The sequence below is a fragment of the Streptomyces sp. NPDC050560 genome (assembly GCF_044457285.1).
Lineage (GTDB): Bacteria > Actinomycetota > Actinomycetes > Streptomycetales > Streptomycetaceae > Streptomyces.
Window position 1 is genome coordinate 554,795 of sequence record NZ_JBITGT010000001.1, and the last position, 12,589, is coordinate 567,383.

Here is a 12,589-nt window from a genome sequence, read left to right on the forward strand (position 1 = left end):
AGGGGTGCCAGGTGCCTGTCGACATACACGCTCGGTGCCGGCCGCCGCAGGCGATCAGTGCCGGTCGACGTACGCGATCAGCCGCGCCATGTTGGCGGCGTACGCCTCGGTGCTGATGCCGAGTGGGGGGTCGGCGGGCTCGTAGGGGCGCTCGGTGGGCGGGTCCTTCGGGTCGTAGGGGGAGGTGTCCCGGGTGTCGCCGACGTTCTTGCTCATGTAGGCGCGGCCGTCGTAGGGCTTCGTGGTGCCGGGGCCGCGGTAGGGGTTGGTGATCTGGTCGAGGGGGGTGAGCCAGTAGTCGCGGTCGCCGAGTCCCGCCACCAGCTCCGCGGCCTCCGCCGCCGGGACCTCGGGCGGGTCGAGGGGGGCGTCCCTGAGCAGGTCGGACAGGGTGATGTCGCGCAGCGAGTAGTACCGCGGCAGCGGGATGCGGCCGTGGCCCGTCAGCGGTGAGCGGGCGCGCAGTTCGGCGACCTCGGCGTCGCTGAGCGCGGCCAGCTCCTCGTGGGTGGCGCGCATGCCCGCGGTATCGATCTTGCGGCCCGAGGAGTAGTGGCTCAGCGTGTCGTGGTGGTCGTAGTCGTAGTAGTAGGCGCCGTTGCGGATGCCGGAGCCGAAGCGGTGGGTGAACTTGGCGCGGTTGGTGCCGAGTTCGACGAAGGTGGGGTGGGTGTTCCCGGCGAGCAGCGGGTTCTCCGTGATCTGACGTGCGGTCAGTTCGCAGGTGTCCAGCCAGTCCAGGGCGGCGGGCACCCCGTCGAGGTAGGTGCGGTCGCCGGTCAGCCGGAAGTAATGGAAGAGCTGCTGGACGTTGGTCTGGGTGGTGTGGCTCGCGAGCGCCCTCGGCTCGTACGAGCGTGCCCCCGCAGGGGCGCCCGCGGGCCTGCCGCCCCGCGCCCGTGAGAGGTGCTGGAGGCCCCAGCCCGCCTGTGGCGCGGGCTGCTGGAGGCGGCGCAGGCACTCCATCGCGCGCCGCACGGGGGCGATCAGGTCGCGGCGGCCGAGCGCGGAGACGCACATCAGCAGGAACTTGATGTTCTCGCCGAGCACGTCGTCGTTGAAGGTGGCGTACCCGGTGTAGTCGCCGTCCTCCATGCCGTGCTGGGCGTCGCGCGGCAGCCAGTCGGGGCGGTGCTCGGGCCAGGGGGTGCGGCTGACGGAGCCGGGGTGCGCGGGGAAGCGCTGCGGCCAGCCGCCGTCGGCCGCGCCGCCGCGCAGTTGGGCCGCGAGGACGAAGGCGATGGCGCGGTCGAGGGAGCGTTTGAAGCGGGGGTCGCGGCGCTCCACGTAGAGCCGCAGGATGAGTTGGGCGGCGGTGGAGGTGCCGGCGTCGTCGAAGGTGGCGTTGCCGTAGTAGTGCTGGAACTCCTCAAGACGCCAGCCGTTCGCGCCGATGGTCGCGTACCAGTCGCGCAGGGACTCCTCGCCCGCGAAGTCGTGGATGTAGTTCCAGCCGCCGACGGGGAGTTGGGCCTCGACGAGGGCGAGCCCGGTGCGCTCGGCCGCCCTGCGGAAGCGCGCGTCGCCGGTGGCGTGGTAGGCGTCGAGCAGGCTGTGGCCCACGGAGGGGGTGCCGGGCGGCTGCACCCAGCACATGGTGCGCCGCGCCTCCATCTCGCCCCAGGTGACGGACAGGTCGGGCAGGTAGTTCCAGACGTAGGCGCCACGGTAGGACACCTGTTCATCCATGTGAACTGCGGCTCTGCGCATGGCCGTACGGACCCGGGCCCGGGTGATGTGCGCCCCCGTGGGCTCCGCGGCCCGCGCCGGTGTGGCGAGCAGGGGGACCGTGGGGGCCGCGGCCAGCGAGGTGGCGGCGGCCAACTGGTGGAAAGTGCGACGGCTGAGCGGCTTCTCCCTCACGTACGTGCCTTCCTCGATGCGGCAGAAGGTTTTCGCGTGGCTGAACTGTTCTTCCGCTTTCCGAAATGAGGCTAGCTTTGGGCGCGGTGCAGGGACAAGTATGTGGACAGCGGTTTTCTATCAGAACGCGGCGTGGAGGACAGGGCGCGGTCGGCGACCCCTCCCCCGCGCCCCTGCGCGCTCAGCGCCGTACAGCCGCGGTGTTCACCGCGTCAGCACTTCGAGCGGGCCGCCACAGTCGGGGCAGTCGAGGATCATCGGGCCGAGCCGCCCGCCCGTGGCGCAGGGGCCGCAGCGCACCGTGTGGCAACGCGCGCACCTCATACCGGCGTTGATGTCCGTGACGATGATGGCGGGCCCCCCGCCGCCCTCGCCACCCACACCCTCGCCGCCCTCGCCGTCGCCCCCGTCGCCGTTGTCGCCCGCGCGGAAGTGTGCCGGGCCGCCGCACGCCCGGCAGTAGTCGATGCCGATCCCCGGCAGCAGCCCCCGCGCCTGCCGGTCGCCGAGCGAGGCGGCCTTCGCCATGTGCACCTCGGCCTCCGCGAACTCGCCCAGCCTGCCGAGGGACATGCCCAGGACGAGCCGCGCCTCGGCGTGCTCGGGGCGCATCTCGACGGAGCGGCGCAGCGGGGCGGCCGCGGCACCGGAGTCGCCCGCCTTGAACAGCGAAGCACCCAGCAGGTACTGGGAGTTCGGCGAGTCCGGGGCGAGGGCCACCACCTCGCGGAAGAGCGCGGCGGCGGCCTCGAAGCGGCCCGCGAGGAACTCCCGTTTCGCCCGGTCGAACGTCCGTACCGCCATGGCGTCACCGCCCTGGCCCGCGCTCCTCGACGACGGGCGCTTGCGTCCGAACAGGCCCATTCCGGCGCTCCTTCGCGTGGACGTCAGGGGACCCGGTCCCCAGGGGCCAGTCTCCTCACCCCGCCCGGGACCCGTCCCCACGCCCCTCGCGGTCCTCAAGGGCGCTGATGGCGGAGGCGGTGAGGCTGTTCGCGACGTGGGCGCGCATCAGCCGGGACGCGTCCCGCGCGCGGCCCTCGACGACGAGGTCCACGAGACGGTGGTGCTCGTCCAGGTCGCGGGTGCGCGGCTCGTCGCCCGGGGGCAGTTCGAGGCCGAGGCGGCGGTAGCGGTCGGACTTGTCCCAGAGGTCGTCGAGCAGCCTGATCAGGACGTCGTTGTGCGAGGCGCGGTAGAGCGCCTGGTGGAAGGCGCGGTGCGCGGTCAGCGCCTCCTCGCCCCACTGCCGGGTGACCGGCAGCAGTCCGTTCACCGCCGCGCGCATCACGGCGACGTCCTCGTCGGTGCGGCGGGTCGCGGCGAGTTCGGCGGCGGTCGGGTCGAGCGAGAGCCGCACCTCGAAGAGCTGGCGGGCCTCCACCGAGTTCATCGCGGAGACGCGTACGTCCCGGTGGGTCTCGACCTCCACGAGGCCCTCGCTGCTGAGCCGTCTGATGGCCTCGCGCAGCGGGGTGATGCTCATGTTCAGCGACTCGGCGAGGTCGTACTGCGCGAGCCGGGAGCCGGCCGGGAGCGCGCCGGAGAGAATCCTGCCGCGCAGCTCCGCATAGGCAAGATCGCTCTTGCTCAGGAAGAGGTTCGCGCCCGCCATGCCCCGAGTCCTTCCGCGCGCCGGGCCCGCGATCCGCGACGGGGCCCTTGACATCTCCCACTGATCATCCCACCCTAACAGCGCTCGCATCTTATAAGATATGAGGGAACCACCGATGAAGATCACCGCCGTCCACGAGGGCACCGTCCCGATCAGCTCGTCGATCCGGAACGCCTGGATCGACTTCAGCACCATGGACTGCTCCGTCGTCGCGATCGTCAGCGACGTCGTCCGCGACGGCCGGCCCCTGGTGGGGTACGGATTCAACTCCAACGGGCGCTACAGCGCGGGCGAGATCCTGCGCCGCCGCGTCCTGCCGAGGCTGCTGGCCGCGGAGCCGGACGACCTGCTCGACGAGGGCGGCGAACTGGACCCCGCCAAGGCCTGGGACGTGATGATGCGCAACGAGAAGCCGGGCGGGCACGGCGAGCGCTCGGTCGCGGTCGGTGTCGTGGACATGGCGCTGTTCGACCTCGCCGCGAAGATCGCGGACAAGCCGCTCTACCGCTGGCTCTCCGACCGCTACGGCGACGGCGCGCCCGACGACTCCGTCTTCGTCTACGCGGCGGGCGGCTACTACGCGCCGGGGAAGACCCTCACCGACCTCGGGGACGAGATGCGGGGCTTCCTCGACCAGGGCTACGACGTGGTCAAGATGAAGATCGGCGGCGCCCCGCTCGCCGAGGACCTGCGCAGGATCGAGGCGGTGCTCGACGTACTCGGCGGCGACGGGTCACGCCTCGCGGTCGACGTCAACGGCCGCTTCGACCTGGCCACCGCGCTGGAGTACGGGCGCGCCATCGAGCCGTACGGGCTGTTCTGGTACGAGGAGATCGGCGACCCGCTCGACTACCGGCTGAACGCGACGGTGGCCGAGCACTACCGGGGCCCCATCGCCACCGGCGAGAACCTGTTCTCCCTCCAGGACGCCCGCAACCTGGTCCGCTACGGCGGGCTGCGCCCCGACCGCGACGTGATCCAGGTCGACCCCGCGCTCAGCTACGGGCTCGTGGAGTACCTGCGCGTGCAGGAGATGCTGCGGGCGCACGGCTGGTCGTCGCGGCGCTGCGTCCCGCACGGCGGCCACCAGTTCTCCCTGCACATCGCCGCCGCGCTGAAGCTCGGCGGCAACGAGTCGTACCCGGGCGAGTTCCAGCCCACCGGCGGCTTCGCGGACGACGCGGTGGTGTCGGGGAGCCGGGTCTCCCTCACCGACACCCCCGGCATCGGCCTCGAACGCAAGGCCGCCTTCCACCGCGTGCTGCGCGCGCTGCACAGCTAGTAACCCACCCAGGGGTGAGCCGCCATGGCGCCGGGCCCCGTCCGATCCTCGTGCAAGGGAGCACCAAGGATGACTGACACCGCCGCGCCCCCGGGCGCCGGGCGCCGCCCGCTGCCGCGCAGGCTGCTGGGCGAGCTGTGGTTCCAGGTGGTGCTCGCCGCCGCCGTCGGAATCGCCGTGGGGCTGCTGTTCCCCGGCACCGCCAAGGAGCTGAAGCCGCTCAACGACTGGTTCGTCGGCCTGGTCGAGATGATCGTGGTGCCGGTCGTGTTCTGCGTGGTCACCACCGGCATCGCCGCCATGGACAACCTCCGCGCCGCGGGCCGTATCGGCGTCAAGGCCATCGGCTACTTCATCGTGTTCTCGCTGGTGTCGATGCTGATAGGGCTGGTCGTCGCCAACGTCTTCCAGCCCGGCTCCGGGCTGCATGTCGACCCGTCGACGCTGGACGCCTCCGCGGTGCCCGCCGAGGCGAAGGAGCACACCAGCTTCACCGGCTTCGTCTCCTCGCTGATCCCGGGCAACCTGCTCGGCGCGGTCACCGGGGACAACATCCTGGCCGCGCTGATGGTGTCGATCGTCTTCGGGGTCGCGCTCAACCTCACGGGAGAGCAGGCCGCGCCGCTGACCAGCGGCATCCGCGCGCTGTCCGAGGTGGTGTTCCGCATCGTGGGGTGGGTGATGCGGCTCGCGCCGATCGGCACCCTGGGCGCGCTGGCCACGGTGGTGGCCACGTACGGCGCGGAGAGCCTGAAGCACCTCGGCTTCCTCATCGTGCTGTTCACCGCCACCTGCGTCGTCTACGTACTGGTGGTGCTGGGCGCGGTGATGCGGGTGTGCCGGTTCGGCCTCTTCGCGCTGATGCGGTTCCTCAGGGCGGAACTGCTGGTGGCGCTGAGCACCTGTTCCAGCGAGGCGGTGCTGCCGCAGTTGGTGCGCAAGCTGGAGACGCTGGGCGTGGGGCGTCCCGTGGTGGGCATCGTGGTGCCCTCCGGGTTCTCCTTCAACCTGGACGGGTCCGCGGTCTATCTGACGATGGCGTCGCTGTTCCTCGCGCAGGCGGTGGGCGTGGACCTGTCCTGGCAGCAGCAGTTGGTGATGGTGGGCATCATGATGCTGACCAGCAAGGGGACGGCGGGCATCGCGGGCGGCGCGTTCATCGTGCTGGCGAGCACCATCACCTCCGTGGGGCATGTGCCGCTGGCCGCGCTGTCGTTGATCGTCGGCATCGACCGCATCCTCAACGAGGGACGGGTGTTCATCAACGTCCTGGGCAACGCCATCGCGGCCATCGTGATCGGCAAGTGGGAGGGCGACTTCGACGCGGACCGGGCGCGGAAGGTGCTGTATCCCGACACGGGGGTGGCGGCGGACACGGGGGTGGCCGACCCGCCAGGGGCGGCGGCGCTCCCGGGGCAGGATGACTCCGGGGCGGCTGCTGAGGGGGTCGGTGCGGAGGAAGCGGCCTCGGGCGGAGCCACCGCGGACCGGGGCGCCGACTCCCGTACCGGCCGGTAGGCCCCGTACAGAGGGGAGACACCCGCCCCTGCCGACGGGGAGGCGCGGGCCCGGGGGCGAACGGCCTGGCATCCGGGCGCCCGGCGCGCAACCATGGAAGTGGCGTCGCCGCGATCCCCGGCCGCAGGGAAGGGGGAGCGCTCATGTCGCGCTCCATCACCGTCGGATTCGACAGGTCTCCGGAGAGCAGGGCCGCGGTGCGCTGGGCGGCCGACGAGGCGGTGGCCCGCGGCCTCCCGGTGCACGCGGTGTACGCCTGGGAGTGGCAGCCGCGCCGCCTCGCGCTGACCGACGCCCGCACCGAGCGCGCCCGTGTCGAGGCCACCCCCAGGACCGCCGCCGCGCTGCTGCGCGCGGAGCACCCGGGGCTCAGGGTGCACTCCGAAATGGTGACGGGGCCGCCGGTGCCCGTGCTGCTCGCGGCGGCGCGGGACGCCGAGCTGCTGGTCCTCGGGTCGCGGGCGATAGGCGGGGTGCACGGCTTCCTGGTCGGCTCCGTGGCGCAGTCCGTGGTGGCCCGCGGGGAGCGGCCGGTGGTGCTGGTCCGCCCCGACAGCCCGCAGGGCCCCGGGGAGGCGGCGCGGCACGGGCCCGTCGTCCTCGGCCTCGGGGCCGAGTTCCCCGGCAACGACGTGGTGGCGTTCGCCTTCGAGGAGGCCGCGTACCGCTCCGCGCCGCTCCATGTGGTCGCGGTGGGCCGCGGCGCCGCGGCCACCACCAGCATCCCGGACGCCGACGCCCGGCACGCCAGAGAGGAGGCCGACCGGCTCACCGTGGCGCTCGCGCCCTGGCGGCACCGCTACCCCGGGGTCCCGGTGACCGCGCGGTGTCTGGACGGCGACCCGGGCGAGGAGCTGGTGCGCGCCGCCCGGGACGCGTCGCTGCTGGTGGTGGGGCGCCGCTCCGGGAGCCGGATGGCCCCGCCGCGCACCGGCCACGCCACCCATGTGGTGATGCACCGCTGCCCGGTGCCGGTCGCGGTGGTGCCCTGAGGCGGGCCCGCCCCCCTTTGCTTCCGTTGAGCGGAAGTGCGCCTGGGCCGGTACGCCCCCGGCGGGCACGCTGAAGGTGTCCGTGCGGCGCGCGACCCGCTCCGCGCCGGGGACGCCGCAGAGCCTGGGACACCAGCAAAGAGGGGCGGAACCGATGTCACCGACGTCACCGATGTCACCGATGTCTTCATTCATCCGCAACCAGTGGTACGTGGCCGCGTACGGCTCCGAGGTGGGCAGGGAGCCCTTCTCCAGGACCGTGTGCGGGGAGCCCGTCCTGCTGTGGCGCACCGAGGCGGGTGCCGTGACGGCCATGTCGGACCGGTGTGTGCACCGCCGCTTCCCGCTGTCGCAGCAGCCGAGCCACCTCGTCGGCGACCGGCTGGTGTGCGGCTACCACGGCTTCACCTACGGCGCCGACGGGGTGTGCGTGGCGGTGCCGGGGCAGAAGCGGGTACCGCGGTCGGCGCGGCTGACCTCGTACCCCGTGGTGGAGTCGGACTCGTTCGTATGGGTGTGGATCGGGGACCGGGAGGCCGCCGACGAGAAGCTGGTCCCCCGCGCGCCCTGGCTCGCCGACCCCGGCTACACCACCGTCTCCGGGATGGAGCCGCTGGCCGCACGGTACGAACTCCTCGTGGACAACCTGCTCGACCTGTCCCACGAGACCTATCTGCACGGCGGCTACATCGGCACCCCCGAGGTCGCGCAGACCCCGATCACCACCGAGACCGACGAGGCCGCCGGCATCGTACGGGTCAGCCGGCACATGGACGACGCCGCCTGCCCGCCGTTCTACGCCGAGTCCACCGGCATCACCGGGCGCATCACCCGCTGGCAGGACATCGAGTACCACGCGCCCTGCCTGTACCTGCTGCACAGCAGGATCGCCCCGGTCGGCACCCCGCCGCCGGGCCCCGACGGCTCCGACCCGGACGCCTTCCACGTCGAGGTGGTGTACGCGATCGTGCCCGAGACGGAGAACTCCACCCACGACTTCTGGGCCGTGGCACGGGACTTCGCGCCGGGCGACGCACGTGTCTCGTCCTTCCTGCACGACAACAACCGCACCGTCGTCCTCCAGGACGTCGAGGCGCTCGACGTGCTGGAGCGCGCCGTCGCCGCCGAGGCCGACGCCTACCAGGAGCTGAGCATCAACATCGACACCGGGGGCCTCGCCGCCCGGCGCATCCTGGAGCGGCTGCGCACCGCGGGCGCCGCGGCGGCCCCCGCGGGGTCGGCACGGTGACGGACACGGCGACAGAGGACACCCAACAGGCCCCGGGGGAAGGCGGGTTCGACGGCGGTCCGGGAGGCTTCCCGGCCGTGGTCGCCCGCCGCGAGACGGTCGCGGACGGGGTGGTACGGCTCACCCTCACCCGCCCCGACGGCGCACCGGTGCCGCCGTGGAAGCCGGGCGCCCATGTGGACCTGCTGCTCGGGCCCGGGCTCGAACGGCAGTACTCGCTGTGCGGCGACCCGGGCGACCGCTCCGCGCTGCGGGTGGCGGTGCTGCGCGAGCCCGACGGGCGGGGCGGCTCCCGGCATGTGCACGAGACGCTGACCGAGGGCGCCGCGGTCGGGGTGCGGGGCCCGCGCAACAACTTCCCGCTGGTCACGGCCGACCGCTATCTGTTCGTCGCGGGCGGCATCGGCATCACCCCGCTGCTGCCGATGATCGCCGAGGTGGCCGCGTCCTGCACACCCTGGCGGCTCGTGTACGGGGGCCGTACCCGCGCCTCCATGGCCTTCGCCACCGAACTCACCGCCATGTACGGCGACTTGGTGGAGCTGTGCCCGCAGGACGAGACGGGGCTGCTCGACCTCGCGGCGCTGCTCACCCCGGCGCGCGAGGACACCGCGGTCTACTGCTGCGGCCCCGAACCCCTGCTCGCGGCCGTGGAGGAGCGGTGCGCGGGGTGGCCGCAGGGGGCGCTGCACACCGAACGCTTCGCACCGAAGCCCGCCGACGCCTCCGCGACCGCGGGGGACGGCTCCTTCGAGGTCGAACTGACCGCGTCCGGGCTGACGTTGACGGTACCGCCGGGGCGCTCGGTGCTGGAGACGGTGGAGGAGGCGGGCGTACCGGTGCTGTCGTCCTGCCGGGAGGGCATCTGCGGCACCTGCGAGACGGACGTGGTCGCGGGGGAGGTGGACCACCGGGACTCGCTGCTGACGCCAGAGGAGCGGGCCGCGAACGACATCATGTTCATCTGTGTGTCGCGCTGCCGCTCGGGGCGGCTCGTACTGGACCTGTGAGGTCCGGCGCGGTGTCCGCGCCCAGCGCCCGCGAGATGCCGCGCGCCGCCACCCGTACCAGCGGCACCAGGGTGTGCGGCTCCACCCGGCCCAGGTGTGCCACCACCGACACCGCGGCGACCACGGTGCCCTCGGGGCCGTGGACCGGCGCGGCGACGGACACACTGTCCAGGGTGACCTGCCCCTCGCAGATGGCGACGCCGGTACGGCGCACCTCCGCGAGGGCACGGCGCAGCGCACCGGGGTCGCACTCGGTGCGCGGGGTGCAGCGCGCCGGCGGGCCGCTGAGGGCGCGCTCCTGCACCTCGGGCGGCGCGTGCGCGAGCAGCACCCTGCCGACGCCGGTGGGGGTGAGCGCGAAACGCCCCGCCACCCGGGTCAGCACGGGCACCGCGCCGCGCCCCGCGAGCCGTTCCACGTACACCACGGACAGGTCCTCGCGCACGGCCAACTGCGCGTTCTCACCGGTGACATGGACCAGGTCGGAGAGCTGCGGCAGGGCCAGCTCGCGCAGCCCGAGGCCGCGCGGCGCCAGCGAGGCGACCTCCCAGAGCCTGAGCCCGATGCGGTAGCCGCCCTCGCCGTCGCGCTCCAGGGCGCCCCAGCGGGTCAGTTCGCCGACGAGGCGGTGGGCGGTGGTGAGCGGCAGCCCGGTGTGCCGGGCGATGTCGGTGAGGGTGCGCACCGGCGCGCTGGGCGCGAACACTTCAAGCACCCGCAGGGCGCGGCTGGTCACGGACGGGCTCGCGGCGCCGTGCCCTGGTCCTTCCCGCGTCGTTCGTGGTGCTGCCATGGCGCCATCGTCGGCCCGCCCACCGCCGGGGTCAACGGCCTTGCGGCGATGTCCGAGAAGTTGCCGACGACCCCTTGCCGCCCGTCCCGAGGCGGTTGTAGCTTCCACGGCATCGGCAATACTTCGGGCACCGGACAGTACGGGAGCCAAACTGATGGCACGTGAAGAATCCACCCCCGCATCCCCCGCCCCGGGCGACACGCTTGGCGAGGTGCTGCTCGCGCTCGGGGGGCGGCTGACCAGGCTCCAGACGGAGATCCTCGCCTCGCTCGGCCAGCCGTTGACCATCAGGCAGTACCGCATCCTCGCCAGGGTCGACGCGGGCAACACCTCGCTCACGGCCCTGTCGAAGCTCGCCCGGAGGAATCTCTCCACCATGTCGGAGAGCGTCGACAAGCTCGTCCACCAGGGACTGCTGACCCGCGCCCCCTCGGAGACCAGCCGCAGGACCATGCGGCTCGCACTCACCAAGGCGGGCACGGCGGCCCTGGAGGCCGCCGACGGGGCACTGGCGAAGTTCACTTCGGAACTCACCACCAACATGCCGCGAGAGCTACAGGACCAGGTCCTCCCGGCACTCCGGCAGCTCTACACCGACGTCCAGGGAAACCTCGACGACCGCTGAACGGGGGGCGCACGCCACGAGGAGGTGGCACGTTCGTGACGCACGATCGCACCGCCGGTCAAGGACCGGACAGCGACGCACCGCACACCGACCCCAGCACCTCATCCCACCCCACCCCACACTCCCCAACCGATCCAGGCCCGGAACTGCTCGCCGCGCTCGACGGCTCGGCGTTCACCAGACGGCACGCCCTCATCTACGGCACCGCCATCACCGGCCACTTCCTCGACGGCTTCGTCATCAACACCACCGGTGTGATCCTGCCGGGCGCGGTGGCCGCGTTCGGCCTCAGCAGCAAGCAGGCCGGCTACCTCAGCTCCGCGCTCTTCCTCGGCATGCTGGTCGGCGCCGCCGTCACCGGGGTGCTCTCCGACCGGCTCGGCCGCAGGTTCCCGCTGGCCTGCTGTCTGCTGGTGTTCGCCGGGTTCTCCGTCATGGCCGCGCTGGCCTGGGACTACCCCTCGCTGATGGCGGCGCGCGCCTGCCAGGGCGTCGGGCTCGGCGCCGAGATCGCCGTCGTGCTGCCGTACATCACGGAGTTCGTGCCGTCCAGGCACCGGGCGCCGCTGGTGACCGCGGCCACCGCCGCCTGGCTCATCGGGCTGCCGGTGGCGGCCCTGGTCGGCGCGGCGGTGGTGCCGCCGCTCGGCTGGCGGGCGATGTTCTGGATCGGCACCGCGCCGGTGCTGGTGGCCGCCGTGATGCCGGCGGTGCTGCCGGAGTCCGTGCGCTACCTGCTGCGCAGCGGCAGGACGGAGCGCGCCCGCACCGTCGTCACCTCACTCACCGGGACCACACCCACCACGGCCACCCCCACCGGAGCCGGGACCACACCCACCGCACCCACCGCACACCCCGCGACGACCCACGCTCCCGGCAGCGAACACACCCCCCGGGACACCCCGGGCTCCGTGCTCGCGCTGCTGCGCGGGCGCTATCTGCGGCACACCGTGGCGCTCTGGTTCATGGAGCTGTGCGCGGGCGCCTTCCTCTACGGGCTCTCCACCTGGCTGCCCTCGGTGCTGGAGAAGAAGGGCATCGGGCTGCTGGGCAGCCTCACCTACACCGCGATCATCACGGCGGCCGGGGTGCTGGGCGCGCTCCTCGCGGGCCTCACCGCCAAGCGCGCGGGGCGGCGGCCCACCATCGCGCTCGGACTGCTGCTCAGCGGCGGGTTCTGCCTGTGGTGGGGCGCGGCGGACGGCACCACCACGGTGGTGGTGCTCGGCTGCGTCGCCACGTTCTTCGGCAGCGGCATCGCGGGCAGCACCCTGTTCGTGTACGCCAGCGAGCTGTACCCGACCGTGCGCAGGGCGACCGGGCTCGGCTGGGCGGCGGCCTGGCAGAAGGTGGGCGGTCTGGTGATCCCCACCGTCATCGGCTGGGTGCTGGCGCTGCACTCGTCGAGCTACCTCTTCTTCGTGCTGTTCGCGGTGGTCTCCGCGCTCGCCGGGACGGCGGGACTGCTCGCCGTGTTCGAGACCCGCGGCAGGACCATCGAGCAGATCGCCGACGCGATGGCACCGCCGTCGCCGTCCGCCCCGGCGCCCGGCCGCCCGCCGCGTACCGCCAGGGCCCCTGAACCCCCCGTACTCGCACCGAAGTTCACCGCACCGTACGACCAGGAATCAGGCAGGTGAAG

Annotated in this window: 11 protein-coding genes; 7 read left to right on the forward strand and 4 right to left on the reverse strand. The window is 72.8% G+C overall.

The features are described 5' to 3' along the window. Positions 1 to 54: 54 nt before the first annotated feature. The 3 genes from ACIBIW_RS02295 to ACIBIW_RS02305 all read right to left on the reverse strand — a co-directional run bounded on the left by ACIBIW_RS02295 (position 55) and on the right by ACIBIW_RS02305 (position 3,478). The gene (locus ACIBIW_RS02295; protein ID WP_399330993.1) at positions 55 to 1,863 is read right to left on the reverse strand and encodes a pectate lyase; all 1,809 of its coding nucleotides are present in this window, start codon (positions 1,861 to 1,863) and stop codon (positions 55 to 57) included. 204 nt (positions 1,864 to 2,067) lie between these two features. Next, a complete protein-coding gene (locus tag ACIBIW_RS02300) occupies positions 2,068 to 2,727 on the reverse strand; it encodes a tetratricopeptide repeat protein (RefSeq protein WP_399330995.1) in 660 nt (219 codons plus the stop codon). Positions 2,728 to 2,782: 55 nt separating this feature from the next. Then, a complete protein-coding gene (locus ACIBIW_RS02305) occupies positions 2,783 to 3,478 on the reverse strand; it encodes a GntR family transcriptional regulator (protein WP_399330997.1) in 696 nt (231 codons plus the stop codon). A gap of 100 nt (positions 3,479 to 3,578) precedes the next feature. Between ACIBIW_RS02305 and ACIBIW_RS02310 the strand changes: the two genes are divergently transcribed. From ACIBIW_RS02310 to ACIBIW_RS02330, 5 genes are all read left to right on the forward strand, one after another. Further along, positions 3,579 to 4,760 (forward strand): mandelate racemase/muconate lactonizing enzyme family protein, encoded by a 1,182-nt coding sequence (locus ACIBIW_RS02310; protein WP_399330999.1) that lies wholly within the window; start codon positions 3,579 to 3,581, stop codon positions 4,758 to 4,760. A gap of 69 nt (positions 4,761 to 4,829) precedes the next feature. After that, the gene (locus tag ACIBIW_RS02315) at positions 4,830 to 6,278 is read left to right on the forward strand and encodes a cation:dicarboxylate symporter family transporter (protein WP_399331001.1); all 1,449 of its coding nucleotides are present in this window, start codon (positions 4,830 to 4,832) and stop codon (positions 6,276 to 6,278) included. A 143-nt stretch (positions 6,279 to 6,421) separates the two neighbouring features. Next, positions 6,422 to 7,270 carry a universal stress protein gene (locus ACIBIW_RS02320; protein ID WP_399331003.1) on the forward strand — a complete coding sequence of 283 codons (849 nt, stop codon included), beginning with the start codon at positions 6,422 to 6,424 and terminating at the stop codon, positions 7,268 to 7,270. Between the two features lie 172 nt (positions 7,271 to 7,442). Then, on the forward strand, positions 7,443 to 8,519 hold the full coding sequence (locus tag ACIBIW_RS02325) for a Rieske 2Fe-2S domain-containing protein (protein WP_399331875.1): 1,077 nt from the start codon (positions 7,443 to 7,445) through the stop codon (positions 8,517 to 8,519). A gap of 77 nt (positions 8,520 to 8,596) precedes the next feature. Next, positions 8,597 to 9,529 (forward strand): PDR/VanB family oxidoreductase, encoded by a 933-nt coding sequence (locus ACIBIW_RS02330; protein ID WP_399331005.1) that lies wholly within the window; start codon positions 8,597 to 8,599, stop codon positions 9,527 to 9,529. On the opposite strand, the gene ACIBIW_RS02335 is transcribed toward ACIBIW_RS02330, so the two are convergent. Next, positions 9,480 to 10,322 (reverse strand): IclR family transcriptional regulator, encoded by an 843-nt coding sequence (locus tag ACIBIW_RS02335; RefSeq protein ID WP_399331007.1) that lies wholly within the window; start codon positions 10,320 to 10,322, stop codon positions 9,480 to 9,482. The two genes, ACIBIW_RS02330 and ACIBIW_RS02335, sit on opposite strands and share 50 nt — an antisense overlap. A 154-nt stretch (positions 10,323 to 10,476) precedes the next feature. Here ACIBIW_RS02335 and ACIBIW_RS02340 point away from each other — a divergent pair, with 154 nt between their 5' ends. Both ACIBIW_RS02340 and ACIBIW_RS02345 read left to right on the forward strand, forming a co-directional pair. Further along, a complete protein-coding gene (locus ACIBIW_RS02340) occupies positions 10,477 to 10,947 on the forward strand; it encodes a MarR family winged helix-turn-helix transcriptional regulator (protein ID WP_399331009.1) in 471 nt (156 codons plus the stop codon). A 35-nt stretch (positions 10,948 to 10,982) separates the two neighbouring features. Continuing rightward, positions 10,983 to 12,587 carry an MFS transporter gene (locus tag ACIBIW_RS02345; RefSeq protein ID WP_399331011.1) on the forward strand — a complete coding sequence of 535 codons (1,605 nt, stop codon included), beginning with the start codon at positions 10,983 to 10,985 and terminating at the stop codon, positions 12,585 to 12,587. The last annotated feature ends 2 nt before the right edge of the window (positions 12,588 to 12,589 follow it).

What these genes read in the sequence shown, in the direction of transcription:
- ACIBIW_RS02300 (WP_399330995.1), bottom strand. Translation starts at nt 2,727, where the DNA reads ATGGGCCTGTTCGGACGCAAGCGCCCGTCGTCGAGGAGCGCGGGCCAG.
- ACIBIW_RS02315 (WP_399331001.1), top strand. Translation starts at nt 4,830, where the DNA reads ATGACTGACACCGCCGCGCCCCCGGGCGCCGGGCGCCGCCCGCTGCCG.
- ACIBIW_RS02340 (WP_399331009.1), top strand. Translation starts at nt 10,477, where the DNA reads ATGGCACGTGAAGAATCCACCCCCGCATCCCCCGCCCCGGGCGACACG.
- ACIBIW_RS02310 (WP_399330999.1), top strand. Translation starts at nt 3,579, where the DNA reads ATGAGGGAACCACCGATGAAGATCACCGCCGTCCACGAGGGCACCGTC.
- ACIBIW_RS02305 (WP_399330997.1), bottom strand. Translation starts at nt 3,478, where the DNA reads ATGGCGGGCGCGAACCTCTTCCTGAGCAAGAGCGATCTTGCCTATGCG.
- ACIBIW_RS02335 (WP_399331007.1), bottom strand. Translation starts at nt 10,322, where the DNA reads ATGGCAGCACCACGAACGACGCGGGAAGGACCAGGGCACGGCGCCGCG.
- ACIBIW_RS02325 (WP_399331875.1), top strand. Translation starts at nt 7,443, where the DNA reads ATGTCACCGATGTCTTCATTCATCCGCAACCAGTGGTACGTGGCCGCG.
- ACIBIW_RS02320 (WP_399331003.1), top strand. Translation starts at nt 6,422, where the DNA reads ATGTCGCGCTCCATCACCGTCGGATTCGACAGGTCTCCGGAGAGCAGG.